Source organism: Caballeronia zhejiangensis (genome assembly GCF_022879815.1).
Taxonomy (GTDB): Bacteria; Pseudomonadota; Gammaproteobacteria; order Burkholderiales; family Burkholderiaceae; genus Caballeronia; species Caballeronia zhejiangensis.
Window position 1 is genome coordinate 1,068,683 of the sequence record NZ_CP084283.1, and the last position, 24,375, is coordinate 1,093,057.

At 63.9% G+C, this 24,375-nt stretch carries 27 protein-coding genes and 1 tRNA gene; 18 read left to right on the forward strand and 10 right to left on the reverse strand.

The features are described 5' to 3' along the window. Positions 1-4: 4 nt before the first annotated feature. The 3 genes from LDZ23_RS04990 to LDZ23_RS05000 all read right to left on the reverse strand — a co-directional run bounded on the left by LDZ23_RS04990 (position 5) and on the right by LDZ23_RS05000 (position 2,598). On the reverse strand, positions 5-523 hold the full coding sequence (locus tag LDZ23_RS04990) for a hypothetical protein (RefSeq protein ID WP_244807913.1): 519 nt from the start codon (positions 521-523) through the stop codon (positions 5-7). A 172-nt stretch (positions 524-695) separates the two neighbouring features. Beyond that, positions 696-2,153: an esterase-like activity of phytase family protein gene (locus LDZ23_RS04995; RefSeq protein WP_244807914.1), complete on the reverse strand. Its 1,458-nt coding sequence runs from the start codon at positions 2,151-2,153 to the stop codon at positions 696-698. A gap of 169 nt (positions 2,154-2,322) precedes the next feature. Then, positions 2,323-2,598: a hypothetical protein gene (locus tag LDZ23_RS05000; RefSeq protein WP_244807915.1), complete on the reverse strand. Its 276-nt coding sequence runs from the start codon at positions 2,596-2,598 to the stop codon at positions 2,323-2,325. Positions 2,599-2,835: 237 nt separating this feature from the next. Between LDZ23_RS05000 and LDZ23_RS05005 the strand changes: the two genes are divergently transcribed. After that, positions 2,836-3,411: a hypothetical protein gene (locus LDZ23_RS05005; protein ID WP_008350403.1), complete on the forward strand. Its 576-nt coding sequence runs from the start codon at positions 2,836-2,838 to the stop codon at positions 3,409-3,411. Between the two features lie 328 nt (positions 3,412-3,739). Then, entirely contained in the window at positions 3,740-4,447 is a 708-nt protein-coding gene (locus tag LDZ23_RS05010; protein ID WP_244807916.1) for a DUF2968 domain-containing protein, read from the forward strand. A gap of 62 nt (positions 4,448-4,509) precedes the next feature. On the opposite strand, the gene LDZ23_RS05015 is transcribed toward LDZ23_RS05010, so the two are convergent. After that, on the reverse strand, positions 4,510-4,821 hold the full coding sequence (locus tag LDZ23_RS05015) for a hypothetical protein (RefSeq protein WP_372492530.1): 312 nt from the start codon (positions 4,819-4,821) through the stop codon (positions 4,510-4,512). Here LDZ23_RS05015 and LDZ23_RS05020 point away from each other — a divergent pair. Then, positions 4,820-5,062, forward strand: coding sequence for a hypothetical protein (locus tag LDZ23_RS05020; protein WP_008350396.1), 243 nt, complete (start codon positions 4,820-4,822; stop codon positions 5,060-5,062). The two genes, LDZ23_RS05015 and LDZ23_RS05020, sit on opposite strands and share 2 nt — an antisense overlap. A 50-nt stretch (positions 5,063-5,112) precedes the next feature. Here LDZ23_RS05020 and LDZ23_RS05025 read toward each other — a convergent pair whose 3' ends face one another. Further along, positions 5,113-5,619 (reverse strand): PRC-barrel domain-containing protein, encoded by a 507-nt coding sequence (locus LDZ23_RS05025; protein WP_008350394.1) that lies wholly within the window; start codon positions 5,617-5,619, stop codon positions 5,113-5,115. 110 nt (positions 5,620-5,729) lie between these two features. Here LDZ23_RS05025 and LDZ23_RS05030 point away from each other — a divergent pair, with 110 nt between their 5' ends. Next, positions 5,730-6,401, forward strand: coding sequence for a ribonuclease HI family protein (locus LDZ23_RS05030; protein WP_244807917.1), 672 nt, complete (start codon positions 5,730-5,732; stop codon positions 6,399-6,401). Positions 6,402-6,413: 12 nt separating this feature from the next. Here LDZ23_RS05030 and LDZ23_RS05035 read toward each other — a convergent pair whose 3' ends face one another. After that, positions 6,414-7,154, reverse strand: a complete 741-nt coding sequence (locus LDZ23_RS05035) for an SDR family oxidoreductase (protein ID WP_244807918.1) — start codon at positions 7,152-7,154, stop codon at positions 6,414-6,416. A 217-nt stretch (positions 7,155-7,371) separates the two neighbouring features. Between LDZ23_RS05035 and LDZ23_RS05040 the strand changes: the two genes are divergently transcribed. The 4 genes from LDZ23_RS05040 (at position 7,372) to LDZ23_RS05055 (ending at position 11,321) form a co-directional block, all read left to right on the forward strand. Then, positions 7,372-8,541 (forward strand): porin, encoded by a 1,170-nt coding sequence (locus LDZ23_RS05040; RefSeq protein WP_244807919.1) that lies wholly within the window; start codon positions 7,372-7,374, stop codon positions 8,539-8,541. Between the two features lie 66 nt (positions 8,542-8,607). Then, positions 8,608-9,240, forward strand: a complete 633-nt coding sequence (locus LDZ23_RS05045) for a LysE family translocator (protein WP_008350388.1) — start codon at positions 8,608-8,610, stop codon at positions 9,238-9,240. A 420-nt stretch (positions 9,241-9,660) separates the two neighbouring features. Then, positions 9,661-11,205 (forward strand): peptide MFS transporter, encoded by a 1,545-nt coding sequence (locus tag LDZ23_RS05050; protein ID WP_008350387.1) that lies wholly within the window; start codon positions 9,661-9,663, stop codon positions 11,203-11,205. Between the two features lie 39 nt (positions 11,206-11,244). Then, positions 11,245-11,321: transfer RNA gene (locus tag LDZ23_RS05055), tRNA-Met, on the forward strand. 330 nt (positions 11,322-11,651) lie between these two features. Here the strand turns inward: LDZ23_RS05055 and rpsU are convergent. The 4 genes from rpsU to LDZ23_RS05075 all read right to left on the reverse strand — a co-directional run bounded on the left by rpsU (position 11,652) and on the right by LDZ23_RS05075 (position 13,551). Continuing rightward, the gene (gene rpsU / locus LDZ23_RS05060; protein WP_006999077.1) at positions 11,652-11,864 is read right to left on the reverse strand and encodes a 30S ribosomal protein S21; all 213 of its coding nucleotides are present in this window, start codon (positions 11,862-11,864) and stop codon (positions 11,652-11,654) included. Positions 11,865-12,028: 164 nt separating this feature from the next. Further along, a complete protein-coding gene (locus tag LDZ23_RS05065; protein WP_244808106.1) occupies positions 12,029-12,337 on the reverse strand; it encodes a 2Fe-2S iron-sulfur cluster-binding protein in 309 nt (102 codons plus the stop codon). 26 nt (positions 12,338-12,363) lie between these two features. Continuing rightward, positions 12,364-12,957 (reverse strand): IMPACT family protein, encoded by a 594-nt coding sequence (locus LDZ23_RS05070; RefSeq protein WP_175979941.1) that lies wholly within the window; start codon positions 12,955-12,957, stop codon positions 12,364-12,366. 54 nt (positions 12,958-13,011) lie between these two features. Then, the gene (locus tag LDZ23_RS05075; RefSeq protein WP_175979942.1) at positions 13,012-13,551 is read right to left on the reverse strand and encodes a GNAT family N-acetyltransferase; all 540 of its coding nucleotides are present in this window, start codon (positions 13,549-13,551) and stop codon (positions 13,012-13,014) included. Between the two features lie 270 nt (positions 13,552-13,821). On the opposite strand from LDZ23_RS05075, the gene LDZ23_RS05080 reads away from it, so the two are divergent. The 10 genes from LDZ23_RS05080 to astD all read left to right on the forward strand — a co-directional run bounded on the left by LDZ23_RS05080 (position 13,822) and on the right by astD (position 24,371). Further along, complete coding sequence (locus LDZ23_RS05080) at positions 13,822-15,408, forward strand: EAL domain-containing protein (RefSeq protein WP_008350376.1); 1,587 nt, start codon at positions 13,822-13,824, stop codon at positions 15,406-15,408. A gap of 61 nt (positions 15,409-15,469) precedes the next feature. Then, positions 15,470-15,868: a hypothetical protein gene (locus tag LDZ23_RS05085; protein WP_033537211.1), complete on the forward strand. Its 399-nt coding sequence runs from the start codon at positions 15,470-15,472 to the stop codon at positions 15,866-15,868. Between the two features lie 281 nt (positions 15,869-16,149). Next, complete coding sequence (locus LDZ23_RS05090) at positions 16,150-16,839, forward strand: ABC transporter permease (RefSeq protein WP_008350371.1); 690 nt, start codon at positions 16,150-16,152, stop codon at positions 16,837-16,839. A 23-nt stretch (positions 16,840-16,862) separates the two neighbouring features. Then, positions 16,863-17,594, forward strand: a complete 732-nt coding sequence (locus tag LDZ23_RS05095; protein ID WP_008350370.1) for an ABC transporter permease — start codon at positions 16,863-16,865, stop codon at positions 17,592-17,594. Between the two features lie 21 nt (positions 17,595-17,615). Then, positions 17,616-18,443, forward strand: a complete 828-nt coding sequence (locus LDZ23_RS05100; protein ID WP_051996525.1) for an ABC transporter ATP-binding protein — start codon at positions 17,616-17,618, stop codon at positions 18,441-18,443. Positions 18,444-18,486: 43 nt separating this feature from the next. Beyond that, positions 18,487-19,458 (forward strand): GlxA family transcriptional regulator, encoded by a 972-nt coding sequence (locus LDZ23_RS05105; RefSeq protein ID WP_235366349.1) that lies wholly within the window; start codon positions 18,487-18,489, stop codon positions 19,456-19,458. A gap of 110 nt (positions 19,459-19,568) precedes the next feature. Continuing rightward, entirely contained in the window at positions 19,569-20,795 is a 1,227-nt protein-coding gene (locus tag LDZ23_RS05110; protein ID WP_034472090.1) for an aspartate aminotransferase family protein, read from the forward strand. Positions 20,796-20,811: 16 nt separating this feature from the next. Continuing rightward, on the forward strand, positions 20,812-21,858 hold the full coding sequence (gene aruF / locus LDZ23_RS05115; protein WP_244808107.1) for an arginine/ornithine succinyltransferase subunit alpha: 1,047 nt from the start codon (positions 20,812-20,814) through the stop codon (positions 21,856-21,858). Then, the gene (gene astA / locus LDZ23_RS05120; protein ID WP_244807920.1) at positions 21,855-22,886 is read left to right on the forward strand and encodes an arginine N-succinyltransferase; all 1,032 of its coding nucleotides are present in this window, start codon (positions 21,855-21,857) and stop codon (positions 22,884-22,886) included. Before aruF ends, astA begins: the two co-directional genes overlap by 4 nt. 12 nt (positions 22,887-22,898) lie before the next feature. Continuing rightward, a complete protein-coding gene (gene astD / locus LDZ23_RS05125) occupies positions 22,899-24,371 on the forward strand; it encodes a succinylglutamate-semialdehyde dehydrogenase (RefSeq protein WP_008350362.1) in 1,473 nt (490 codons plus the stop codon). Positions 24,372-24,375 lie beyond the last annotated feature (4 nt).

Genomic DNA, 24,375 nt, shown 5'->3' on the forward strand with positions numbered 1-24,375 from the left:
ACGTTCAGGCGTTCGCCGGGCGGCCGGTCTTGACCCTTTCGAGCGCCTTGATCGCTTCGACGAGGCGTTTCTCGGGCGCGGCGTCGAGCATCGCGAGCGCGGCCCGCAGCAGTTCGCTCTTCTTCACGCGCACGCCGTTCTTCTGGCACTTCTCCTTGAGCGCGGCGATCTTCGCGTAGTCGGACTTGGGCATCGTGAAGCTGTCGCGCACGACTTTTTCCTTCTTCACGCGGCGGGCTTTCGCGTCGGCGTTCGGCTGGCTCGCGACGGTCTTCTCCGTTTTCTTCGCGGCAGCGGCTTCGACTGTCGGCGTCTTCCCGGCTTTCTTTGCGACGGGCGCTTTCGCGGCCGGCTTCTTCGCGGTCTTCGGCGTCGTGGCCGCGGCCTTGGTCTGCTCTGCGGGTTTAGCCGTCTTCTTGCTGGCCTTGGCCCCGCGCTTCGTGGGAGCGGGCGCGGCTTCCGTTGCGCCCTTGGGGAAATGAAACGCCTTCTTCGTCGGCGCCTTGACTTGCGGTGTGCTCATCCCGTTCTCTCCCGTCGTATGTGGAGAAAACAGTATATACGGTTTAAGGAGGCGCGCGTTCGCCGGACGCATCCGCGAAACGCGTGTCGCATCAACGGGATAGACGCGCGGCCCTCGACTTATCTACACGCTTGTCCACCGAAACTGTGGATAAGCGCGCGAAGGGGCCGCGTCAATCGTCATGACCGCGATGGCCGTGATCGTCGTCGTGGCGGGAGCGGCAAGCCTTGTCGTCGAGACGTTGCGCGACATAGCCCGGCAGATCGGCATCGTCGATCGCGAAGACGAAGAACTGGTTCGGATTATCGATGCCGTCCGGATGGTTCGTGTCCGTCACGGTGCCGACGAAGTCGTTGTCGTTCGCGATGAACAAGGTGTGCTTGAGCGCGCCGCCGACGCGCACGTCCGGCCCGAACGCGAGGCTTTCGAGCTTCGCCGGAATGTCGGTCGACGCGATGCCGTGCGCGTTCAGCGCCTTGACGACATCGAGGAACAGCGTCTTCTGCAGCGCGAAAGGCGCGAGGCCGCTCGCGCCGCTCGTCTGGCTCACGTCCTGCGCGCCCGAAATATCGACGTGATACACGCGCTTGACGGCCGCGCTCGAATCGTCGCCGAGGCCCTTGCCGTCGCGCTCGTCAAGCAGAAGCTCGTGGTCGTTCACGGCGACGATATCGCTGATCGTCGGATAGTTCGGTTTGTCGGCCGTGCCCATGTTGGTGAGTGGATAGGCGAACTGCGTCGACTTGCCGGTGCGCAGATCGATGCGCAGGATGCGCGTGTACGCGCCATTGGTGCCGCCGTCCTGCAGCAGCGGACTTTGCATCGCGCCGAAGAGCGCGTCGCCGTCCGGCGAGATCGCGAGGCCTTCCATGCCTTTGTTCGCGACGCGGCCCGACGCGTTCGCGCCGATCTCGTCGCTGCCGACGGGCGAGAGCGCCGTCACCGCGAACGACGCCGGCACCGCGTACGCCGCGATGCGCTCGCCGCTCTGCCGGTCGAAGCGATAGATGTACGGGCCGTATTCGTCGGAGATGAAGACGCTCGCGCCGTCGCGCGCCACGCGGATGCTTTCCGGATCGAAGCGCGCGTCGCGCGGATACGTCGACGGCCGCGTCGGCGCGAAGTTGTCGGAGCGGCCGGTGAAGTAGTGCGTGTGCTTCTTCGCGTTGAACGCGGGCGCGCCGTTGCCGACGTTCGCCGCGGCGCCGTCGCCGTACACGAGCGGCTCGCGCGCATGGAGGAGCGTCGTGTCGACGAGTGTCGGATCGAGCGTGTAGGGCAACGTGCCGCCTTTCGCGCCGGCTTGGAGGCGCAGGATCAGCGTCTGGAAACGGTTGATGTACGACGCGGTGTCGTCGATGGCCTTGTTGTACGAGATCGCGTTCGGGCCGCGATCGGGCACGGCGAGAAACGTGTCGCAGCCGGCATACGCGAGTCCGGAGCCGAGCCCGCCGAGCAGATTGCCCGGCGCGCCGTTTTCGAGCGGCGCGGCCGTCGCCTTCGAGCGATCGACGGCATTGCCGCTCAACTGACCGATCGCGATGAGATCGACGCTCGCCCAAGCGGACGAACCCGCGATGGTCAACGCTAAAAAACCGAACGACAAGGCACATGCACGCGCTAGAACCATGAACGTCTCCTTTCTATGGAATTGCCCGCGCATTATTGCGAGCGGCAAGTGACGTTCGTATGACTAAGGAAGCGATCCTTTACTTCGAGCCATATCCGACCGATGCGAGCGCGCGATTCCGAAACGACAACGCCGGCGCAAGGCCGGCGTCGTGGACGAAAGTGCGCGGCTACTGCTTGATCGTCCCGGTCGATTTGGAGTCACCCGGCTGAGCCGGCGACATCCCTTGCTCGCGCTGCTGCATCAGCGTGCCGCCGCCGGAGGTGCCGGACTGCACGCCGCCTTGCGACGAGTCGCCCGTGCGCGGGGCGGGCATCGGTTCATTCTTGCCCGGCTGCATCTGCTGCTGACGCTGCATCAACTGATCGCGCGACATTTCCTGCGAAAGCGCGCTGCTGCTGGCCAGCGCGAGGAGCGCGCCAGCGATCGCGGTAGTGGTTTTCATATCTGTCTCCTTGAGCCGGCGCCAGGCGCGCCGCTTACAGAACCGTCAGCATCGAACGTGCCGCGTGCGCCGCGATTAGGACTGTCCTTATTTATGTCTTAAGCGACGCTAAATGGCCGATAAACGGATAGGATATTTGACAGGCGATCCAGGGCGCGGGTCTATTACAATTCGCGATCCAAACAATATCGAATTGCCTGTTTCCCGTTCGAAAGTCTGCACGCCACGGAGTACTTCATGTCGATCATCGCACTGAGCGAATTATTGAAATGGCGCGATCAATTGCCCGAGGAGTCGGGCGAGGAAGCGCACATGCTGAACGCATTGATTGCGCGTCGCGAAGCGGAAATGCGCGCGCGTATCGCGGATTCGATCGCGGCAGTCAGTCAGCGCGAAAACTGGAAACTGCAACGCTGCGCGGCAATTGCACGGCGTGTCGAAGAAACGCCGGTTCGTTATTTGGAATCGATTGACGAATTTTTTCAGAATCGAAACGAAGGCGCGCCTCATGTCGAAACGCCAGAGGTTCTGTCAGATTTCTTCGCGGACGATCGGCGCGAAGCCGCACTGACGCACGCGCCGCTGCACAGGCCCGCGACGCAGATCGGCATGCCCGGATTGCCGACGCCTGTCGTCAATCTGCATGGCGTCATGGGTTCGCTCGAGTCGCGCGTCGCTGAGACGCCGGGCATTGCGTGCGGTCTTCAGGGCATCAGGATCATGCGTATGGTCGCCTTGATGTCGAAAGCGCGCTCCGCTCAAATCGCCAGGATGAGGATGAACGGGACGCAAGCGTTTTATCGCCACTCTTGATTTTCGATCGTTGCATTCGGCGCATTCCGATTTTTTCATCGCGTTACATTTTTATCCTCTTTCTCACGGAATCCGCGCACTGCGTCGGCGGCATTTTCTGCATCGTTTGAATCGCCGGACGTCTCGCCTATACTTGATCCGATAGCTTATTCGAGCGAAAGAAAGCAGATTCCGTTCGTCATGCAGAATGGTTGCGCCGGTATTCATTCGAATCGAATAACGCCTGTCGCGGTACCGAATTTAAACCAACCTCAATGCATGACGGCCAGTGCTGGAAAAGACTGGCCAGGGAGCCATCGTGAAAAGCCTGCTGAGCAGAAGAGGGAGCTTGCTCGACAACGCACCATCGTTTCTCGTGCGTCAAAAAGCCAACATTCCACGCGGCTTCACCGCGCCGGAGATCCACGCCGAAGTCCTGTCCGGGGAGGAGTCCGTCCCGGTTCAGCTTTCGACGCGCGTCACGCCGCTGCGGCCCGGGGTCGTTCCCGCCACCCAGCAATCCGGCAAGGAAGCCGTGCAGGCCGCGCATCTCGCGGAAGTCGAATGGCTCGTTCAGCAAGGTGCGCTTTCGACGTTTCGCACGTTTCAGAGCTTCGCCTATTCCGCGAGCCTGCTGTTTTATCCGCGCGATCTGATCTATTACGCCGTGCTCCATCACGAGGATGCGGTCTGGCGCGTGCTCAAGGCCGGCGACCTCGGCGCGGCGGAATCGGCGTTCCGTCATTTCGTCGAACAGGCGATGCGGCTTGCCGACGCCGAAATGCGGCGCGCGCATCTCGAAGCGCAGAACGAGCAGATCGAACGTCTCACCGCGGAATCGGACGCGCAGATCGAGCGCGTGCGCGTCGATTTGCAGCGAGGCGGGCGGCACGATCAGGAGGTTGCGCTCAAGCAGCAGGAAATTCGCAAGGAGCTGGCGCAACTCGAAGGACGGCGCGCCGCGGCGCAGGCGCAACTCAACAAACTGCAGCGCCAGCTTCACCAACTCAACACGGCGGTCAACGAGAACGTGCCGAATCTGCCTGTCGTTCGATGACGCCACATTCAATCGTCCGAAGAAAACTTCCCGATCTCGCGTAGAATCGCCCCTTCGGGCAGCTAGTCGATTCTTTCGGCATACTCCCCACCGAACTTCGCAATGTATGTGCTGAGCCCGCGTCCGGCGCGGGCCAGTTGCTTCATTTCCTCGACGCGCGCGCGACCGGGCACGCGATAGTCATACAGGTATGTCCCGCCGTTGACGAAGCGCACTTTGATGCCGTCGTGCAGGATGTCGAATGCTTCGACGCCCGAATTGCCGGCAATATTTCGATAAGGCTGCATGGTGTCTTCAAACTCGAACGTACGCAAACGATTGCGCGCTCGTAGCAGGCCTAAAGTTTCGTCGGCGGGGACCGTTAAGGATGTCATGGATAAAGACCAATTCCCGTTCCTCGACTCGGACGATCCGCACTTTCAGCACGCTCGCGCGCTGAGCCTCTCGGTCGGTGCGATTCGCCGTGCACAAGGCAAGTGCAGCCCCAACGACTTCCCGGTCGGCTCGCTCGAATGGCACTTCGCCATCGAGGATTTCGCAGGCGATGTCCTGCGCGCGCTGATGGGCGAAACCGAAGGCGTCAATATTCAGGTCGGAGAGCGGCCGCTCGACTGACCGCGCGCCGCGCGTCTTAAACGCCGCCCATCGGCGGCGATTCCCCTTTGCTATAGCTTCACGCCGCCCGCTTCGGGCGCATCCACGCCGCCGGGCGGGATCGCGCCGCCCGGGCCGACGTCGCTCGTCCGGTCGCTCGACCAGTACGGCTCGCGTCCGTAGTGCTGATGCACCGTGCTCGCCCAGACGCGATCCGCCATCGAAGGCCAGGAATCCTTGTCGAAGCCCGGCGAGTTGCGCACCTGCTCGGCCGTCGCGTCGATCCGGAAGCAGTGGTTGTCCGTATCGAGCGTGAGTGCGCTCCACGGCACAGCGAGCAGTTTGTCGCCGATGCCCAGAAAGCCGCCGCTCGACAGCACCGCATAAGCGATCCGTCCGCTCGTCACGTCGAGCATGATTTCCTTCAGCGATCCGACATCCTGGCCGTCGCTGCTTCTGACCGAATTGCCGTCGAGCGTGCTCGCCGCCATGACATCGGGTCCGGGGCCGGCGGCCGTCGCCGCGCCCTTGCCGACGATCTTCGCGCCCGCGGAAGCCGGTTCCATCGATTGACTCATGATCCGCTCCTTTGACCATCGTGAGACACGTTATGGTGAGCAACGGCCGTACCCATGGCGTGTCATCGCGCTCTGCTAAGCTCGGAATTCGTTCATTCCGTCCGCTGCCCATGATCGCTTTCGAGGAATTGCTGGCCGTCGCCTACAAGAAGGAGCGCATGCAGAGCCGCCGTCTCGCCAAAGGCGCGGCGCTCACCGAGCACGCGGCGCTCGTCAGGACGTTGCAGAAGGCGGCGGGCGAGCAATCCTTGCGAGATTTCGTCGATGCGCGCCGCGCCGAGCAAATCCGAAACGCCGATGCGCTGCGCTCACGCGACGCCCGGCGAGCCGAACGGAGCAGGCCGCGTAGGACCGAGCCCGAAGCGACAGGATGGCGCGGCTGGTTCGACGGCTCCGCGCTGCCGAATCCCGGGCGGCTGGGAATGGGAGGGGTGCTCGTCGGTCCGCTCGGGGAGACGGTCGAGATCAGCATCGCCGCGGGCATCGGCGACAGCAGCGCGGCGGAATATCTCGCGCTGATCGCGGTTCTCGAAGCGGCGCTGCGCGAAGGTGCAGCGGAAGTGGTGATCTACGGCGACAGCCGCGTCGTCATCGACGACGTCAGCGCATCGGAGAACGCCGGCATCCGCTCGCTCGCGCATCACGCCGCGCGCGTGCGCTCGCTCATCGCGCAGATCGGCGATGTGCGTCTGCAGTGGATTCCGCGTGCGCGCAACGCCCGCGCCGATGCGCTGTCGCGTCAGGCGCTCGACGCGGCGCGCGCGTCGGTCGAAGCGGCCTGACTTGCGGAATCATTACAAATCGCGGACGTCCGCCGTCGGGGTGTCGCCGAATGCGTCGCTCAGGAGATAATCGACGACCTTGCGCGCCGACGCCTCGGGCGTTGCGAGCTGACCGTCGCGCTTGAGCGCGTCGAAGCGCTCGCGCATCGGGAAGCGTTCGAGCGCGGTGCCGCGGATTTCGGCCTGCATGTCGGTGTCGACGACGCCCGGCGCGACGCTGCAGATGCGCAGCGCGCGATTGCCGTCGAGCGCGACCGCGCGCGCGTGATGATCGAGCGCCGCCTTGGTCGCGCAGTAGATGCTCCAGCCGGGGTAAGCGTTGCGCGCCGCGCCGCTCGAAATATGCACGATGCGCGTGTCGATCGACGGCCCGGCCGCCTGCGCCACCGCCGACGCAAGCATCAGCGGTGCGGCGACGTTCACACTGACCGCGCGCGCGACGTCGGCCGGCTTCTGATCCGCGAGACTGCCGACCGGCGCGAGCAGGCCCGCGTTGTTGACGAGCACCACGCGTTGCGCGCCGGACACGAAGCGGGACAGGGCGTCGCCCGACAGCCATTCGGTGAGCTTCGGGAGATCGGCGAGATCGAGCTCGACTTCGTGCAACTGACCGGGATGGCGCGCGGCGAGTTCGTCGTTGCGCTTTCGGGAAATCGCGAGCACTTGCGCGCCTTGCTCGAGCAGCAGCGAAGCGAGCGCGGCGCCGAGTCCGCGGGTGTGGCCGGTGAGGATGACGCGAATCGGTTCGGACATGAGCGTGGTCGGGTTGGCTGAAGTCGTCCGATTCTATCGACAAGCGCGGCGGGGCGCCGGCTACGCCAAAACGCGTCATTCCCGCAACAGGAGCGAGCGGGGAATACGGTCGTTCGTTGGTTCCTGGACACAGATGCGATCGGGCATCTTCTTTTGACTGACAAGCTTCTTCACAAAATTGACAATCGATCTCAAACAAGAATCATCGGAGCCTGCCATGCCGAATCGCCGCAAAGCATCCCGAGCTGCGTCGTCGATCTCCGAGTCCGATCACCTTGCCGCGCGCAACAATCGCTCGCTGACTTGCTGCATCGCGGCTTGCGCGGCCTTCATCGGCTTGCCTGCGGCGTCGTGGGCTCAGAGCTCGGTGCAGCTCTACGGTGAACTCGACGCGGGCATCGCTTATACGAACAACGTCGGCGGCCACTCGCAATATCGCCTGACGAGCGGCACCATCGACGGAAGTTACTGGGGACTGCAAGGCACCGAGGATCTCGGTGGCGGCGCGCGCGCGATCTTCCGGCTCGAGCGCGGCTTGTCCGTCGCGACGGGCGAGGGGCTGAACGATCATCCGATGTATGTCGGCATCGGCACCGATACGCTCGGCACGCTCACCTTCGGCCATCAATACGACTCGATCCACGATTACTTCCAGACCTTCACGCTGACCGGCAACACGGGCGGCACGGCGTTCGCGCATCTGCTCGACAACGACAACGCGAACAACTCGTTCCTCGCGGCGAACTCCGTCAAATACACCAGTGGAAACTATGGCGGCCTGAGTTTCGGCGGTCTCTACGCGTTCTCGAATCAAGCGGGCGGATTTTCGGACAATCGCGCGTACAGCGTCGGGGCCAACTATTCGGCGGGCTCCTTCAACGCGGGCGCCGCCTATCTGCACAACAACGGGCGCGGCAACACGACGAGCGGCGCATACGATTCGCTCGCGCTGCCCGGCCCGGGCAACACGATATTCAACGCCAACGTGCAGCGGCAGAACACGTTCGGCGTCGGCATGAGCTACGAGATCGGCGAATTCACGTTGGGCGGCGCATTTTCCCGCGCGATCAATTCCGGCGTCACCGATGCCGACACCGGCGAGCTGATGCCATCGCTCGCGCTCAACAATTACGAGATCAACGGCATCTACAAGCTGACGCCGGCGATTCAGATCTCCGGAATGTACGTGTACACCAACGGCGGCGGCGCGCACTGGCACGAGGGCGCGCTGCAGGTGGACTATCTGCTCTCCAAGCGCACGGACGTGTATCTGGAGTCGATCTATCAGCGCGCTTCGTCGGGCGCGCCGGCGGTGATCAACACCAACGATCCGTCGAGCGGCCGCAATCAGCTGATGTTGAGCACGGGCATCCGTCATCGTTTCTGACCATTCTGCAGGCGTCGCGCGCGTGCTAATTTTGCGGTTTGTTTTGCGCCGATCCGCAGGTGTCCCATGTCGCTCCAGACTTTCTCGCTGTTCCTGCCCGCGTGCTTCGCCATCAACATGGCCTTCGGGCCGAACAACGTGCTGTCGCTGTCGAACGGCGCGCGCGATGGCGTTCGCGCGTCGGTGCTGGCGTCGTTCGGGCGGATCGTCGCTTTCGCGATCATGATCGCCATCGCCGGGCTCGGGCTCGGCGCGCTTTTGCTCGCATCGCAGACGCTCTTCACGGCGATCAAGTTCGCCGGCGCGGCGTACCTCGTGTGGATCGGCGTGAAGCTGATCCGCTCCGGACCGTCGCTCGTCGTCAAGGAAGAGGGCGCGGCGCGCGGTCCGATGAATCTCGCGCGGCTCATCAAACAGGAATTCTGGGTCGCGGCGGGCAATCCGAAGGCGATCCTCGTCTTCACGGCCTTCTTCCCGCAATTCGTCGATCGCAGCGCGTACGCGACGAGCTTCGCCATTCTCGGCGCGACGTTCCTGCTGCTCGAACTGGTGGCGATCTTTATTTACGCCGCGCTGGGCGCGCGCCTTGGCTCGCTTTCGCGCGGCGCGCGCGGTTTCACATGGTTCAATCGCGTGAGCGGGGCGCTGATGATCGGCTTCGGCGTGATGCTCGCGTTCGTGCGGCGGCCCGCGACCTGATTCAGCGACTTTCGGGATCGAATTAATCGCGCGAATTATTACATTGAGTCATAGTCGATAACTGCGCATTAATTCTCGCGACAAATTACGCCAATCGCAGAATCCGAGAACTTTGCGTTTCGCTTGATTTACCCGCCATGCGAGAAAGCGGCGACGAAACGTCGCGCGCCGGATTTTGCCGATTACCCGATACTTCCTTGCCTCGCGCGTCGAGGAAAGCGAACGCCGCGCGTGCGCCGCTGATTCAGGATTCGATAGCAATCGAATGTCTCCGATTTGCGATAATCGCGTGTTTGCCGCGGATAATCGCCCAGCTATTCATCTGACCATTTCGCGGACTATTCGCTCGTTTCGTCATTACGTGCAATCGGTATCTCGAAATGCGCCGATTCGCTCACGCCGTTTGAAGGATTTTTTCCGATGCTAACTCACTCGTCCCGCGCCTCGCAGACGCGCTCGTTCACGACCGTCTTTCTGATCGAAATGTGGGAGCGCTTCGGCTATTACGGCATGGCTGCGCTGCTCGTGCTGTTCATGGTCGACAAGATCGGTTTCGCCGATGAGCAGGCCAATCTCACTTGGGGCGCGTTCACCGCGCTCGTGTTTTCGGCGCCGTCGATCGGCGGCTGGATCGGCGACAAGATACTGGGCGCGCGCCGCACCATGACCGCGGGCGCTTTCGTGCTGGCGCTCGGCTATCTGATGCTCGCGCTTCCGGTCGACACGCTCGGCTTCATGTATGCGTCCCTCGGCGTGATCGTCGTCGGCAACGGGCTCTTCAAGTCCAACGCGGCGAATCTCGTGCGCCGCATCTACGAGGGCGATGACGCGCGCATCGATAGCGCGTTCACGATCTATTACATGGCCGTCAATATCGGCTCGACGTTTTCGATGCTCGCGACGCCGTGGATCAAGGATCACTGGGGCTGGCACGCGGCGTTCGCCGTGTGCTGCGGCGGCATGGTGCTCGGCCTGCTGAATTTCGCGGTGATGCGCCGCACGCTCGCGCACATCGGTTCCGCTCCGGACGACCAGCCGATTCGCTGGAAGCACGCGTTCGCGGTTGCGGCGGGGAGCATCGCGCTGGCGGCATCGACCGTATTCATCCTGCAGCACAAGACCGTGGCGGTCGCGTGTGTCTACGCGGCGGGCGTGGCCATTCTGGCGATCTTCGGCTACATGTTGATCAAGTGCGACCGCAGCGAGCGCGCGGGCCTCGTCGCCGCGCTGATCCTCACGCTGCAGGTCATTCTCTTCTTCGTGTTCTACCAGCAGATGTCGACATCGCTCACGCTGTTCGCGCTGCGCAACGTCGATCCGTCGTTCTCGATCGGCAACGCAGAGCTGTTCACGTGGAGCGCGGCGCAGTTTCAGGCGCTCAACCCGATCTGGATCATGCTCCTGAGCCCGATTCTCGCGTTCCTTTACACGCGACAGGCACAGCGCGGCCGCGGCATGTCGGTGGCCTTGAAGTACGCGCTCGGCTTCGTCGTCGTGGCGATCGGATTCTTCGTGTTCGGTCTGAGCGGGCGTTACGCGGTGGATGGGCGTGTGTCGTCGTGGTTCATGGTGGCGGGCTACGGTCTCTATTCGCTCGGCGAACTGCTCGTGTCGGGCCTCGGCCTCGCGATGATCGCGCGCTACGTCCCGGCGCGCATGAGCGGCTTCATGATGGGCGCGTATTTCGTCGCGACGGGCGTGTCGCAGTATCTCGGCAGCGTCGTCGCCAATTTTGCGCGCATGCCGTCCGGCAACCTCGAACCGGTGCAATCGCTGCCGCTTTATACGCATCTCTTTTTCGGGCTCGGCTGGCTGGCCGCGGGCGGCGCGGCGGTCGCCATGGCGCTCCTGCCGGTGCTCGGCAGACTGTCGCGGGCGCATCAGCAGGCGGTGGAGCAGGCCGTCAACGCCGCCGCGAACGAACGCGCGACGCCGGCAGCAACGTTGAGTACAAACAACGTTTGACTTCGGGGAATGCTTCGGTCTATAATTTAATTCTTCAGACGCGGGGTGGAGCAGTCTGGCAGCTCGTCGGGCTCATAACCCGAAGGTCGTAGGTTCAAATCCTACCCCCGCAACCAGTTTCAAAAAGCGAAGAGCCCGGTTCAGCCGGGCTCTTCGCTTTTGTGCGTTCGTTTCTTCTTCGTTCTCAATGGCGCAGGGTCCGGCAGCGAAAAAGCGCGACCGCTCATCCGACCGAAAATTTCCTTCCCAAGCACGAAAAGCCTGCATGAGCTTTGTGCTCATGCAGGCCTTGTGCGATCTTGCCAGCTTTAATCGATTGGGGCGCTACGATAGTGCGCGAATCCGCGAGCTTTCACGCGACCTGCGCGTGAAACCGCGACCCGATCGATCTCAGGTTGCGATGCCGATCTTGCCTAAGCAGACGAGGGCGCGATGCCCTGCGTCGATCAATAGAACTTTTTCGGCAGTTGCGCGCGACGGATCTGCTTGCGCAGACGAGCGACAGCAGCAGCTTTCTTGCGCTTGCGCTCGGTGGTGGGCTTTTCATAAGCCATGCGCGACTTGAGCTCTTGGATCAGGCCCGTGCGTTCGACGGTACGGCGAAAACGACGCATGGCGACGTCGAAAGGCTCGTTCTCTTTCAACAGTACTTTAGTCATTGAAATCTCGGTTGATCTGGCCCTGCCAGAATTTAGGGCAAAACGCAATTGTACACTTTTTGAGCGTGACCCTGCACGCACTTTGTACGAAAGCATGCATATGCGGACGTTGGAATCACATCGTAGGTCGTTGAATCGAGACGACAATCCCGGAATACCCGCGCTCAGAATCCGCGCGAGCGAGGAGGCCTTCGATCGGGCTCGGCTTGGCGCGCGTCCGGCTGCTCGATCGTCACGTCGGACAGGGCGAGCGCGACGCACGGCAGAATCCAGCGTTCGGCTTTTTCCTCCGCGGTGAGTCCCGGCCATTCCACGCGATACGCGATCTCGCCTTCGACGATCCGGCAGATGCACGCACGGCAGGTGCCGTTGCGGCACGATCGCGGCAGCGACAGATTCGCCCGCAGCGCGGCTTCGAGCAGCGTCTCGCCGCCTTTCACCGCGACGAAGTGTCCGGCAGGCTCGATGACCATCGCGAAGGCGCGCGGCTCGTCGTCATTCACGCCTGTACCTCGACGTTCGCGCGGCCGTTGGTGAGATCGCGCAATTCGGCGGCGGCCGGCTCGCGCGCGATCGCGGCCATCCGCACGACGAGGCGCACGGTCATCCCATATTCGCTTTGCACGAGTTCGGCGTCGTGCTGCTCGATCCATCGGCGCACGCGCGCTTCGTCGGCATAGTCGATGTCGATGCCGATCAGCCCTCGCTCGATGCGCTCGACGCGCTCGGCCGACTGCATCGCGCTTGCGATCGCATCGGTGTAGGCGCGCACGAGGCCGCCCGCGCCGAGCTTGATGCCGCCGTAATAGCGCACGACCGCGGCCAGCACGCCATCGACTTCGTGATGCCGCAGCACTTCGAGAATCGGCCGTCCGGCGGTGCCGGAAGGCTCGCCGTCGTCGGACATGCCCGACTGGCCGCCCGCGAGCAGCGCCCAGCAGACATGCGTCGCGCCCGGATGCTCGGCGCGCAGACGCTCGAGCTCGCGCATGGCTTCGTCGCGATCCGCGACGGGTATCGCGAGCGCGATGAAGCGGCTCTTGCGGATGTCGATTTCAGCGCTGACGGAAGCGGCGAGAGTGTACGTTGGCAAAGCGGAAAACGCGCGGGAGGCAAATATCGAATCATAGCCGCTCGACGCGGCCGGTCATGCCGCCACGTCCGAGCCGTCTTTCAGCGCGCGCTGCATGAGCACTGTATCGACCCATCGTCCGTGCTTGAAGCCGACGTCGCGCAGCACGCCGACATGTTCGAACCCGAGCCGCGCATGCAGCGCGATCGAGCCGGCGTTGCCGCTGTTGCCGATCACCGCGATCATCTGCCGCCACGGTCCGCGCTCGCATCGTTCGATGAGCGCCGTGAGCAGCGCGAGGCCGACGCCGCGGCGACCGAAACCATCGGCGACGTAGACCGAATCTTCGATCGTATGCCGGTAAGCCGAGCGCGGCCGGTATGCCGACGCATACGCATAGCCCGCCAGCCGTCCGTCCAGCTCCGCGACGAGATACGGCAAGCCCGCCGCCGCGATGGCCGCGTGACGCGCGCGCATGTCGTCGACCGACGGCGCGATCTCTTCGAAAGTCGCGAGCGCGTTTTCGACGTAGTGCGAGTAAATGCGCGCGATGGCGTCGAAGTCGCCTTGCGCGGCGTCGCGCACGAGCGGTCGGGAGGAAACGTCGGAGGCCATGTCTGTCGTTCGATGCAAGGAAAACGCGGTTTCTGGTCTGGCCATTTTCGCACGGTGCATCGGCGGCAAAAAAAGCTTGCGCGGGCCGTGCGGAAGACCACCAAAAGGCAGCGTTTTCGGGCAAAGAAAACGTTGAATCGAGCGATGCGCGACCCCTACACTAAGTCGTTTGTCCGAGACTCGGGCGCGGCGCAACGCACGCCGGCCACGTCGGGCAGGAAATACACAACGCGCGCGCGACAGTCTTTGCGCCGCGGTCCATAAGACGCAATGAACAAAATTCAACGTGGGGCGCTGGCGGCGCTTCTGATCGTCATCGTGGGAATCGCGGCGCTGGCGCCGGCGGGGATCGGCTTTTTGTTCGCGCAGCGCAGTCAGCGGCATGACGAGACCGCGCGCCTGAACACGGTCGCGGCCGCCGCGCTCTTTCGCGCCGAAGATGTCACGCGGCGGCTGTCGGGCGCGCTCGGGGAAATCGGCAAAGTGGCGGCCGTGCCGTGTTCGACGCCGTATCTGCAGGAGTTGCGACGCATCGCGCTCACGCACGAGCAGGTGCGCGACGCCGGCGCTTACGATCGCGACGGCCGCTGGCAATGTTCGTCGCTCCTGGGCGCGGTGTCGGCGGGCGTGCTCGACGGCCTCACGCTGCCGCCGCCCGACTGGCGCTCCCGCGACGGCGTGATGGCGTGGTACGGGCTGTCGCGTCTGCCGGGCGGCAAGTCTTCGCTCGTGATGGGGCGCAACGGCTTCTACGTCGCCGCCGATCCATCGCTTTACGTCGACACGCTCGACGCGAACGACGAGGTCGCGAGCGGCGTCGCCGTCATCAACACGGAAGTGAGCCGCGTGATCGCGACCACGCCCGCCACCGACGCCAACGCGATCCTCGCCGTCTATCGCACCGAGCCGCCCGTGCGCGACGACTCGCCGTACGTCGTGCGCCGTTCCGTGTCGATGCCGCTCGCGGTCGTCGTGAGCGCGCCGCATCAGACGCTGCGCCAGCGCCTGCGCACGCTGCCGTGGGGCTGGCTGCTCGGCGGCGTCGTGGTCGGGCTCGCGCTCGCGAGCTGGGCGGCGTTCTTCTTCGTGCGACGGCTCTCGCCGCGCGGCCAGTTGAGCGATGCGGTGCGGCGGCACCAGTTCATCGTCGCGTATCAGCCGATCGTCGATCTCGCCACGCGGCGCTGCGTCGGCGCGGAGGCGCTCGTGCGCTGGAAGTATCACGATCGCATCGTGCGGCCCGATCATTTCATCCCGCTCGCGGAGCATCAGGGGCTGATCCAGGCGATCACCGATCAGGTGCTCGACACGATCCTGCTCGAACTCGGCGACTTTCTTAAGCGCTACCCGGAGTACTACGTGTCGGTGAATCTGTCCGCGCCGGATCTCACCACGCATCGCTTTCTCGACGTGCTCGGCCCCGCGATCGCGCAGCAGGGCGTGCGGCCGGAGCAGATTCACATCGAGGCCACCGAGCGCAGCTTTCTCGACGCCGATGCCGCCAAGGAAGTCATCGGCGCGTTTCGCGAAGCGGGCCATGCCGTCTATCTCGACGATTTCGGCACCGGTTATTCGAGCCTCTCGCACTTGCAAAACTTTCGCATCGACGGCCTGAAGATCGACAAGTCGTTCGTCGATACCGTCGGGCAGGACGCGGCGTCGAGCAGCGTCGCGTCGCACATCATCGACATGGCCGCGACGCTCGACGTGCAGGTGATCGCCGAAGGCATCGAGCGTGAGGAACAGGCTGCGTATCTGCTCGCGCGCGGCGCGCGGTTCGGGCAGGGCTGGCTGTTTTCGGCGCCGCTCACGGCCGCGGAATTCATCCGCTACGCGGGCAAGACGCGCGCCGCTTGATCGGCCTCGATTCGTCCTTATCTACGATGTTTCCTGACGAGGCCCGATCATGACCACTCCGATGAACGACCCGACCGCCACCGCTTTCCTGCGCGACGTGCGGCATCCGCTGCTCGTGCTTCATCGCAGCGTGCTTGCGCATTTGCGCGCGCGCCACGAGGCCGAGTTCGGGCCGACGTCGCCGGGCGAATTCCTGCAGATCGTGATCAACGGATCGGCGTATCGCTGGCTTACGCCGTTCTCGACGCTCATCGCCGCCATCGACGACGTCCTCGACGACGAGGAAGCCACCGCCGACGCGCGCATCGCGCACGCGCAAGCCGTCGTCGACATGTTCAGCGCCGGCACGCGCGACCCGGCATTCGCCGAACAATTCCTGCCTTTGCTGCAGGACAGCCCGGAGATCGCCGTGGCGAACGGGCAGGTCGCGCAACGCGTGCGGGACGTCGCGCGCGCGTAAATGGCGTGATCGACGGGCGCGCGGTCTATCGAAAATGCGACCTGAAAACCGCAATTTCCGGATTCCGCGCGCATCGGGGTTTTCCTGTCTGTCGCGTGCGAACAGCGTTGCGCGGCGGGCCCGTGGCCGCGTGACGGCTCACCGCGTCGTCGTGCTGCATCGCAGCAAAGACGTTTCATCACAATTGAGCGATTAATTTTCGCTTGCGAGTATCGCCGCCAATCGCCGGAGCGCTCGTAGTCGCGCTCCGCTTCTTTCAACGAAGACGATGGAGGCGACTCTTGATCCTGTACGGCTTCGGCCCGCTCCTCTGGGCGGGCGCCAAAGAGACGCTCGCGCTCGCGGTGCTGTCTCTCGCGGTATCGGTGCTGCTCGGCTTGGCCGGCGCATCCGCGAAACTTTCGCGTCACGCGCCTTTGCGCGCCGTCGCGACCGCATACACGACGCTCATCCGCTCGGTTCCCGACCTCGTGTTGATGCTGCTGCTCTTCTACAGCATTCAGATCGCGATCAACAATGTCACCGATGCCTTCGGCTGGAGTCAGTTCGACATCGATCCGTTCACGGCCGGCGTGCTCACGCTCGGCTTCATCTACGGCGCGTATTTCACCGAGACGTTTCGCGGCGCGTTTCTGGCGGTGCCGCGCGGGCAACTCGAAGCGGGCAGTGCGTACGGCATGAGCGGCATGCGCGTGTTCGGCCGCATTCTCTTTCCGCAGATGATGCGTTTCGCGCTGCCGGGCATCGGCAACAACTGGCAGGTGCTCGTGAAGGCGACGGCGCTCGTGTCGATCATCGGTCTCGCGGATGTCGTCAAGGCGGCGCAGGACGCGGGCAAGAGCACGTTCAACATGTTCTTCTTCATCCTGATCGCGGCGCTGATCTATCTCGCGATCACGAGCGCATCGAACCTCGTGTTGATGGCGCTCGAGCGCCGCTATTCGATCGGCGTGCGGCACGCCGAACTCTGACTCCTGCCAGCGAGCAAAAAGCCATGATCCAGATCTTCGCCGAATGGTGGCGTCCGTTCCTGTATTCCGACGGCATGCGCGCGTCGGGCCTCGTCGTCACGTTGTGGCTGCTCGCGGCGTCGATCGCGCTCGGCTTCTGCGCGGCGGTGCCGCTCGCCTGCGCGCGCGTATCGCGCAACCGCTGGCTTTCGACGCCCGTGCGCCTCTACACGTACGTGTTTCGCGGCACGCCGCTTTACGTGCAACTGCTGCTGCTCTACACCGGCATGTACAGCCTGGAATTCGTGCGCACGCAGTCCCTGCTCGAAGCGTTTTTCAAAAGCGGCTTCAATTGCGCGATCCTCGCGTTCGCGCTCAACACCTGCGCCTATACCACCGAAATCTTCGCCGGCGCGATTCGCGGCATCGCGCACGGCGAAGTGGAAGCGGCGCGCGCATACGGCATGAGCACCTTCACGATGTATCGCCGCATCATCCTGCCGTCCGCGCTGCGGCGCGCCTTGCCTTTGTACAGCAACGAAGTGATCCTGATGCTGCACGCGACGACCGTCGCCTTCACCGCGACCGTGCCGGACATCCTGAAGGTCGCGCGCGATGCGAATTCGGCGACCTATCAGTCGTTCGAATCGTTCGGCATCGCGGCGCTGCTGTATGTCGCGATCTCGTTCGCGCTGGTCGCGGCATTCCGGCGCGCCGAGCGGCGCTGGCTCGCGTATCTGCGGCCGGCGGGCGCGGTGCGCGCTGTGCGTCATTAACGAGCGGTAAAATTCGAAGCCATGCGTCACACCCTGTCATCACCCGAGGAGAAAGCGTTGCAGCCAACCGCCAAAGACGTCGCGACCAAGCTCGTCGCCGAGGACATTCACAAGCGCTACGGCGACAACGAAGTGCTGAAGGGCGTCTCGCTCGCGGCCAAAGCGGGCGATGTGATCAGCATCATCGGCGCGAGCGGCTCGGGCAAGAGCACGTTTCTGCGCTGCATCAACTTCCTGGAGCGGCCGAACGCGGGGCAGATCATCGTCGATGGCGAAGCCGTTCGCACCAAGACCGATAAATCCGGCAATCTCGAAGTCGCGGATCACAAGCAGTTGCAGCGCGTACGCACGAAGCTCGCGATGGTCTTCCAGCACTTCAACCTGTGGTCGCACATGACGGCCATCGAGAACGTGATGGAAGCGCCGCTGCATGTGCTCGGCATATCGAAGAAGGAAGCCGAGGATCGTGCGCGCGAATATCTCGAGAAAGTGGGCCTGCCGCCGCGCGTCGAGAAGCAGTATCCGTCGCATCTGTCGGGCGGTCAGCAGCAGCGCGTCGCGATTGCGCGCGCGCTCGCGATGCATCCGGATGTCATGCTCTTCGACGAACCCACGTCCGCGCTCGATCCCGAGCTCGTCGGCGAAGTGCTGAAGGTGATGCAGCGTCTCGCCGAAGAAGGCCGCACGATGATCGTCGTCACGCATGAAATGGGCTTCGCGCGCAACGTGTCGAATCACGTCATGTTCCTGCATCAGGGACGCACGGAAGAAGAGGGCGCGCCGTCCGAAGTGCTGAGCGCGCCGAAGAGCGAGCGTCTGCGCCAGTTCCTGTCGGGCAGCCTCAAGTAACGTGACGCTGCAAGTTGCGATCGTCGCGCTGCCGCCGGTGTCGATGAGCGGCATTGGGCCGATCATCGACAGTCTTTCGCTCGCCAATGAAATCGACGGGCATCGTCTCTACGAATGGCGCATCTGTTCGTGGGACGGCCGTCCGGTGCCGCTTTCGGGCGGCGCACAGCTTCCCGCCGATTGCGCGTTCAACGACGCCGTGCGTTGCGACTGGCTCATCGTCGTGTCGGAGCGCTATCAGCAGTTCGCCGATTACCGGCTCTTTCTCGCGAGCCTCGCGCGCGTCGCGCCGCGTACGCCGCTCGTTTCCGGCATTCATCACGGCGTATGGTGGCTCGCGATGGCCGGGCAGCTTTCGCAATATCGCGTCGCGGTGAACTGGGAAACGTATCAGCAGTTCACCGAGCAGTTCGAGCGCGCGATCGTCAGCCAGCAGATTTTCGAAATCGACCGCGATCGCGCTACTTGTTCCGGCGGGCAAGCGGCCATCGATTTCATGCTCGCGATGATCGCGCGCGATCACGGCCCGGACCTCGCCGAACGCATCGCGGATTCGCTCGGCATCGGCACCTTGCGCGCGGGCACGGAGCGTCAGCGCATTCCGTTCGTCACGGCGCCGGGCGAGCGGCATCCGCGCCTGAACGACGCGCTTCAACTGATGGAAGCGAATATCGAAGACCCGCTCGCCACCGATGAAATCGCGAATCTCGTCGGCATTTCGCGCCGGCAGCTGGAGCGGCTTTTTCGTCAGTATCTCGGCGCGATGCCGTCGAAGTATTACCTCAATCTGCGTCTCACGAAGGCGCGCACGCAACTGCAGCGCACGAGCAAATCGGTGGTGCAGATCAGTCTCGCGTGCGGGTTTTCATCGGCGGCGCATTTTTCCAATGCGTATCGCGACCGTTTCGGCGTGACGCCGCGCGAGGAGCGCCGTAACTGGATCGAAAAGCAGCGCGGCGGCGCGATCGACGAACCGCGCGGCGGCGCGCTGATCGAGCCGCCCGGCGCGGCATAGAAGCTGCACGGTATCTGCGGAAAAGCTCATCGAAGCATGTCGCGAACGCGCAAGACGGAACGCGGGCGATTGCCTAATATCGACGTAATGCTCAAACCGAGGAGTGGCTCATGACCGACATCAATGTGAATCGCGGTACGTTCGACGAAGTAATGGTTCCGGTGTTCGCGCCGGCCAATTTCGTGCCCGACCGGGGCCGCGGCTCGCGCGTCTGGGACACCGAAGGCCGCGATTATGTCGATTTCGCCGGCGGTATCGCGGTGACGGCGCTGGGCCACGGTCATCCGGAACTGCTGAAAGTGCTGCACGAGCAGGGCGAGAAGCTCTGGCACATCGGCAACGGTTACACGAACGCGCCGGTGTTGCGCCTCGCGAAACGCCTGACCGATCTCACCTTCGCCGACCGCGCGTTCTTCGCGAATTCGGGCGCGGAAGCCAACGAAGCGGCGCTGAAGCTCGCGCGCCGTTACGCAATCGACAATCACGGCGACGACAAGATCGAAATCATCTCGTTCACCCAGTCGTTCCACGGGCGCACGTTCTTCACGGTGAGCGTCGGCGGACAGCCGAAGTATGCGGAAGGCTTCGGTCCGCAGCCGGCGGGCATCCGTCATCTGCCGTACAACGATTTGCCGAAGGCGCTGGAAGCCATCGGGCCGAAGACGTGCGCGGTCATCGTCGAGCCGGTGCAAGGCGAAGGCGGCGTGCTGCCCGCCGATCCCGCGTTTTTGAAGGGCTTGCGCGAAGCCTGCGACAAGCACGGCGCGCTGCTGATTTTCGATGAAGTGCAGACCGGCGTCGGCCGCACCGGCACCTTTTACGCGTACATGCAGTACGGCGTGACGCCGGACATCCTGACGAGCGCGAAGGCGCTGGGCAACGGCTTTCCGATCGGCGTGATGCTGACCACGAACGACATCGCCGCGCACTTCAAGGTCGGCGTGCACGGCACGACTTACGGCGGCAATCCGCTCGGCGCGTCGATCGCGGAGAAAGTCGTCGAACTCATCAGCGATCCGAAGCTGCTCGAAGGTGTCGCCGAACGCAGCAAAGCGATCAAGGCGCATCTGGAGCGCATCAACGAGCGCTTCGGCATGTTCAGGGAGATACGCGGACGCGGCCTGCTGATCGGCGCGGAACTGAACGACAGCTACAAAGACCGCGCGAAGGACGTGCTCAACGCGGCGGCCGCGAACGGCGTCATCATGCTGATCGCGGGGCCGAACGTGCTGCGCTTCGCGCCGTCGCTCATCATGCCGATGGCCGATCTCGACGAAGGCTTCGCGCGCATCGAAAAGGCGATCGAGCAGGTCGTCGGCACGGTTGCGGTCAAGTGACCAACGGAATCCGATGATGCTCTTCGTCCGCCCCGCAAGACTCTCCGATCTCGACGAGCTCGAACGCATGGCGCGCGCCGCGCTGCCCGTGCTGCACTCGTTGCCGCGCGACCGGCGCGCGCTCGAAACGCGCGTCGCGCTCTCGGAAGACTCGTTTCGCGCCGAAGTGGAATTTCCCGGCGAGGAGTTCTATCTCTTCGTGCTCGAAGACTCGCAGACAGGCAAGTTGCTCGGCACGTCGAGCATCGTCGCGTCGGCGGGGTATTCCGAGCCGTTCTACGCGTTTCGCAACGATGCGCTGATTCACGCCTCGCGCGAACTCAAGGTAAACCGAAAAATCCACGCGCTCACGATGTCGCACGAACTGACGGGCAAGAGCCGTCTGACGGGCTTTTATATCGATCCGTCGTTGCGCGACGAAGCGAACGAAGCGGCCGCGCATCTCTTGTCGCGCGCACGCATGATCTACATCGCGGCGAATCGCAAGCGCTTCTCCAGCGAAGTCTTCTCGCTGATGCTGGGCGTCACCGACGAATCAGGCGCGTCGCCGTTCTGGGACGCGGTCGGACGCAAGTTCTTCGGCCGCGACTTCGAACAGGTCGAATCGGAATCGGGCGGACGCAGCCGCACGTTCATCGCGGAAGTGATGCCGAGCTATCCGCTCTATGTGCCGCTGCTGCCCGGCGATGCGCAGCGCGTGCTCGGCGAGCCGAACGAAAGCACGCTGCTCGCCTACGAGATTCATCTCGAGGAAGGCTTCGAGCCGGATCGTTACGTCGATATTTTCGATGCCGGTCCGGTGCTGACGATCGCCGTCGACAAAAGCGCGTCGGCGAGTTCGGGCGAATTGCGCGCCGTGCGCGATGCCGCCGTCGAAAGCGGCGCGCCGTATCTCGTCGCGGCGGGCGGCGCGCATGCGTTCCGTTGCATCGTCGCGGGACTCGCGGGCACGCGCGCGGACGGCGCCGAATTGACCGCACAGGCGCGCGATGCGCTCGGCGTCGAAGACAAGGACACGGTGCGTTGCGTGCCGTTGCATCAGGCATCGGGAGAATTGCAATGATCGTCGTGCGATGCACGCAGCCGGGCGATGTCGACGCGCTCGTCGCGCTCGCCCAGGAAACGGGCCCGGGCCTCACCACGTTCAAGCCGGATCGCGGCGCGCTCGCGGCACGCGTCGAACGCGCGCGCCGCACGCTGACCGGTGAAGCGCAAGCCTTCGAAGCAGGCTATTTCTTCGTGATGGAAGACACCGCGACCGGCGATGTCGCGGGCGTGTGCGGCATCGAAACGGAAGTCGGGCTGGAGCAGCCGTTCTACAACTATCGCGTATCGACGGTCGTGCACGCGAGCCAGGACATGCGCGTGTGGACACGCATGTCGCTGCTCAATATCTCGCACGATCTGACGGGTTATGCGGAAGTCTGTTCGCTCTTTCTCAGCCCGCGCTATCGCACGGCGGGCGTGGGCGGCCTGTTGTCGCGCTCGCGCTTCATGTTCATCGCGCAGTTCGCGGATCGCTTTCCGCAGCGTTTGTGCGCGGAATTGCGCGGCCACTTCGACGAAAACGGCGAGTCGCCGTTCTGGAACGCGGTCGGCTCGCATTTCTATCAGATCGATTTCAACGAAGCGGATTACCTGAGCTCGCACGGCAAGAAGTCGTTCGTCGCCGAACTGATGCCGCGCTATCCGGTGTATCTGGACTTGCTGCCGGAGACCGCGCAACAGGCGGTCGGCGTCACGCACAGGGACACCGCGCCCGCACGCAAGATGCTCGAGGCGGAAGGGCTGCGTTACGAGAATCACGTCGATATCTTCGATGCCGGTCCGGTGCTCGAATGCCACATCGCGGACTTGCGCACGGTGCGCGAGAGCGTGATCGCGAGCGTGCGTATCGGCGATCGAAGCGACACGGGCAGCGATGCCAGAAGCCTCGTATCGAACACCTTGCTCGAAGATTTCCGCTGCGGCGCGACGACGGGCGCGGTCGAGGACGGCGCGTTCCTGCTGACGGCGGAAGAAGCCGCGGCGTTGCGCGTGAAGGAAGGCGATCAGGTGCGCGTGCTGACTTCTCATCCGCGCGCCAAGTAAATGAGACACGACATGGATATTTCGAACCAGTTGTATATCGGCGGTGAGTGGCAGGACGGCAAGGGCGCGGCGTTTGCATCGCGCAATCCCGGCACCGATGAAACCGTGTGGCAGGGCAAGAGCGCATCCGCGCAAGACGTGGATCGCGCGGTGTCGTCGGCGCGGCGCGCGTTCGCGTCGTGGTCGGCGCTGTCGTTCGACGAGCGCGTCGCGGTCGCCAAACGCTTCGCCGCCTTGCTCAACGAGAACAAGGAAGCGCTCGCAAACGCGATCGGCCGCGAAACCGGCAAGCCGCTGTGGGAAGCGCGCACGGAAGTGGCGTCGATGGCCGCGAAGGTCGATATCTCCGTGCAGGCGTATCACGAGCGCACCGGCGAAAAGCGCGCGCCGATGGCCGATGGCGTCGCGGTGCTGCGGCATCGTCCGCATGGCGTCGTCGCCGTGTTCGGGCCGTACAACTTTCCGGGGCATCTGCCGAACGGACATATCGTGCCGGCGCTCATCGCGGGCAATACGGTCGTGTTCAAGCCGTCCGAACTCGCGCCCGGCGTCGCGGCCGCAACCGTCGCGCTGTGGATTCAGGCTGGCTTGCCCGAAGGCGTGCTCAATCTCGTGCAAGGCGAAAAGGACACGGGCGTCGCGCTTGCGAATCATCGGCAGATCGACGGGCTTTTCTTCACCGGCAGCTCGGATACCGGCACGCTCTTGCACAAGCAGTTCGGCGGACGTCCCGAAATCGTGCTCGCACTGGAGATGGGCGGCAACAATCCGCTCGTCGTCGCGAACGTCGAGGATGTCGATGCCGCCGTGCATCACGCGATTCAATCGGCGTTTCTGTCGGCGGGCCAGCGCTGCACCTGCGCACGCCGTCTCTTCGTCCCCGACGATGCCGTCGGCGAGCGCTTCATGCAGCGCTTCATCGAAGTGAGCGCGAACATTCGCGTCGGGAAATACGACGATGAGCCGCAGCCGTACATGGGCGCCGTGATCTCGGCGCGCGCGGCGGCGCGTCTCGTCGATGCGCAGACGCGTCTGATCGAAGCCGGCGCGAAGCCCGCGCTCGAAATGAAGCAGCGCGCGGCGCATCTCGGCTTTGTCTCGCCCGCGATCCTGGACGTGACGAACGCGCGCGACGTCCCCGACGAAGAGCACTTCGGCCCGATGGTGCAGGTCACGCGCTACAAGACGTTCGACGAAGCCATCGAGCGCGCGAACGACACCGCTTACGGCTTGTCCGCGGGCCTGCTCGCCGACGACGAATCCGCGTGGAAGCATTTCCAGCGCACGATCCGCGCGGGCATCGTCAACTGGAACCGGCCGACCAACGGCGCATCGTCGGCGGCGCCGTTCGGCGGCATCGGACGTTCGGGCAATCAGCGGCCGAGCGCGTACTACGCGGCGGACTATTGCTCGTATCCGATGGCCTCGGTGGAAAGCGCGCAATTGCAGATGCCGGCGAGCGTATCGCCGGGACTTACGTTCTAAGCGG

Excerpts from the sequence above, each read along its gene's own strand:
- astA (WP_244807920.1), top strand. The coding sequence starts at position 21,855 with ATGATCGTCGTGCGATGCACGCAGCCGGGCGATGTCGACGCGCTCGTC.
- LDZ23_RS05065 (WP_244808106.1), bottom strand. The coding sequence starts at position 12,337 with ATGGTCATCGAGCCTGCCGGACACTTCGTCGCGGTGAAAGGCGGCGAG.
- aruF (WP_244808107.1), top strand. The coding sequence starts at position 20,812 with ATGCTCTTCGTCCGCCCCGCAAGACTCTCCGATCTCGACGAGCTCGAA.
- LDZ23_RS05105 (WP_235366349.1), top strand. The coding sequence starts at position 18,487 with ATGAGCGGCATTGGGCCGATCATCGACAGTCTTTCGCTCGCCAATGAA.
- LDZ23_RS05095 (WP_008350370.1), top strand. The coding sequence starts at position 16,863 with ATGATCCAGATCTTCGCCGAATGGTGGCGTCCGTTCCTGTATTCCGAC.
- LDZ23_RS05025 (WP_008350394.1), bottom strand. The coding sequence starts at position 5,619 with ATGAGTCAATCGATGGAACCGGCTTCCGCGGGCGCGAAGATCGTCGGC.
- LDZ23_RS05085 (WP_033537211.1), top strand. The coding sequence starts at position 15,470 with ATGAACGACCCGACCGCCACCGCTTTCCTGCGCGACGTGCGGCATCCG.
- LDZ23_RS05005 (WP_008350403.1), top strand. The coding sequence starts at position 2,836 with ATGTCGATCATCGCACTGAGCGAATTATTGAAATGGCGCGATCAATTG.
- LDZ23_RS05050 (WP_008350387.1), top strand. The coding sequence starts at position 9,661 with ATGCTAACTCACTCGTCCCGCGCCTCGCAGACGCGCTCGTTCACGACC.
- LDZ23_RS05020 (WP_008350396.1), top strand. The coding sequence starts at position 4,820 with ATGGATAAAGACCAATTCCCGTTCCTCGACTCGGACGATCCGCACTTT.
- LDZ23_RS05045 (WP_008350388.1), top strand. The coding sequence starts at position 8,608 with ATGTCGCTCCAGACTTTCTCGCTGTTCCTGCCCGCGTGCTTCGCCATC.
- LDZ23_RS05080 (WP_008350376.1), top strand. The coding sequence starts at position 13,822 with ATGAACAAAATTCAACGTGGGGCGCTGGCGGCGCTTCTGATCGTCATC.
- LDZ23_RS05100 (WP_051996525.1), top strand. The coding sequence starts at position 17,616 with ATGCGTCACACCCTGTCATCACCCGAGGAGAAAGCGTTGCAGCCAACC.
- LDZ23_RS04995 (WP_244807914.1), bottom strand. The coding sequence starts at position 2,153 with ATGGTTCTAGCGCGTGCATGTGCCTTGTCGTTCGGTTTTTTAGCGTTG.
- LDZ23_RS05075 (WP_175979942.1), bottom strand. The coding sequence starts at position 13,551 with ATGGCCTCCGACGTTTCCTCCCGACCGCTCGTGCGCGACGCCGCGCAA.
- rpsU (WP_006999077.1), bottom strand. The coding sequence starts at position 11,864 with ATGACTAAAGTACTGTTGAAAGAGAACGAGCCTTTCGACGTCGCCATG.
- LDZ23_RS05030 (WP_244807917.1), top strand. The coding sequence starts at position 5,730 with ATGATCGCTTTCGAGGAATTGCTGGCCGTCGCCTACAAGAAGGAGCGC.
- LDZ23_RS05035 (WP_244807918.1), bottom strand. The coding sequence starts at position 7,154 with ATGTCCGAACCGATTCGCGTCATCCTCACCGGCCACACCCGCGGACTC.
- LDZ23_RS05015 (WP_372492530.1), bottom strand. The coding sequence starts at position 4,821 with ATGACATCCTTAACGGTCCCCGCCGACGAAACTTTAGGCCTGCTACGA.
- LDZ23_RS05000 (WP_244807915.1), bottom strand. The coding sequence starts at position 2,598 with ATGAAAACCACTACCGCGATCGCTGGCGCGCTCCTCGCGCTGGCCAGC.
- LDZ23_RS04990 (WP_244807913.1), bottom strand. The coding sequence starts at position 523 with ATGAGCACACCGCAAGTCAAGGCGCCGACGAAGAAGGCGTTTCATTTC.
- astD (WP_008350362.1), top strand. The coding sequence starts at position 22,899 with ATGGATATTTCGAACCAGTTGTATATCGGCGGTGAGTGGCAGGACGGC.
- LDZ23_RS05040 (WP_244807919.1), top strand. The coding sequence starts at position 7,372 with ATGCCGAATCGCCGCAAAGCATCCCGAGCTGCGTCGTCGATCTCCGAG.
- LDZ23_RS05110 (WP_034472090.1), top strand. The coding sequence starts at position 19,569 with ATGACCGACATCAATGTGAATCGCGGTACGTTCGACGAAGTAATGGTT.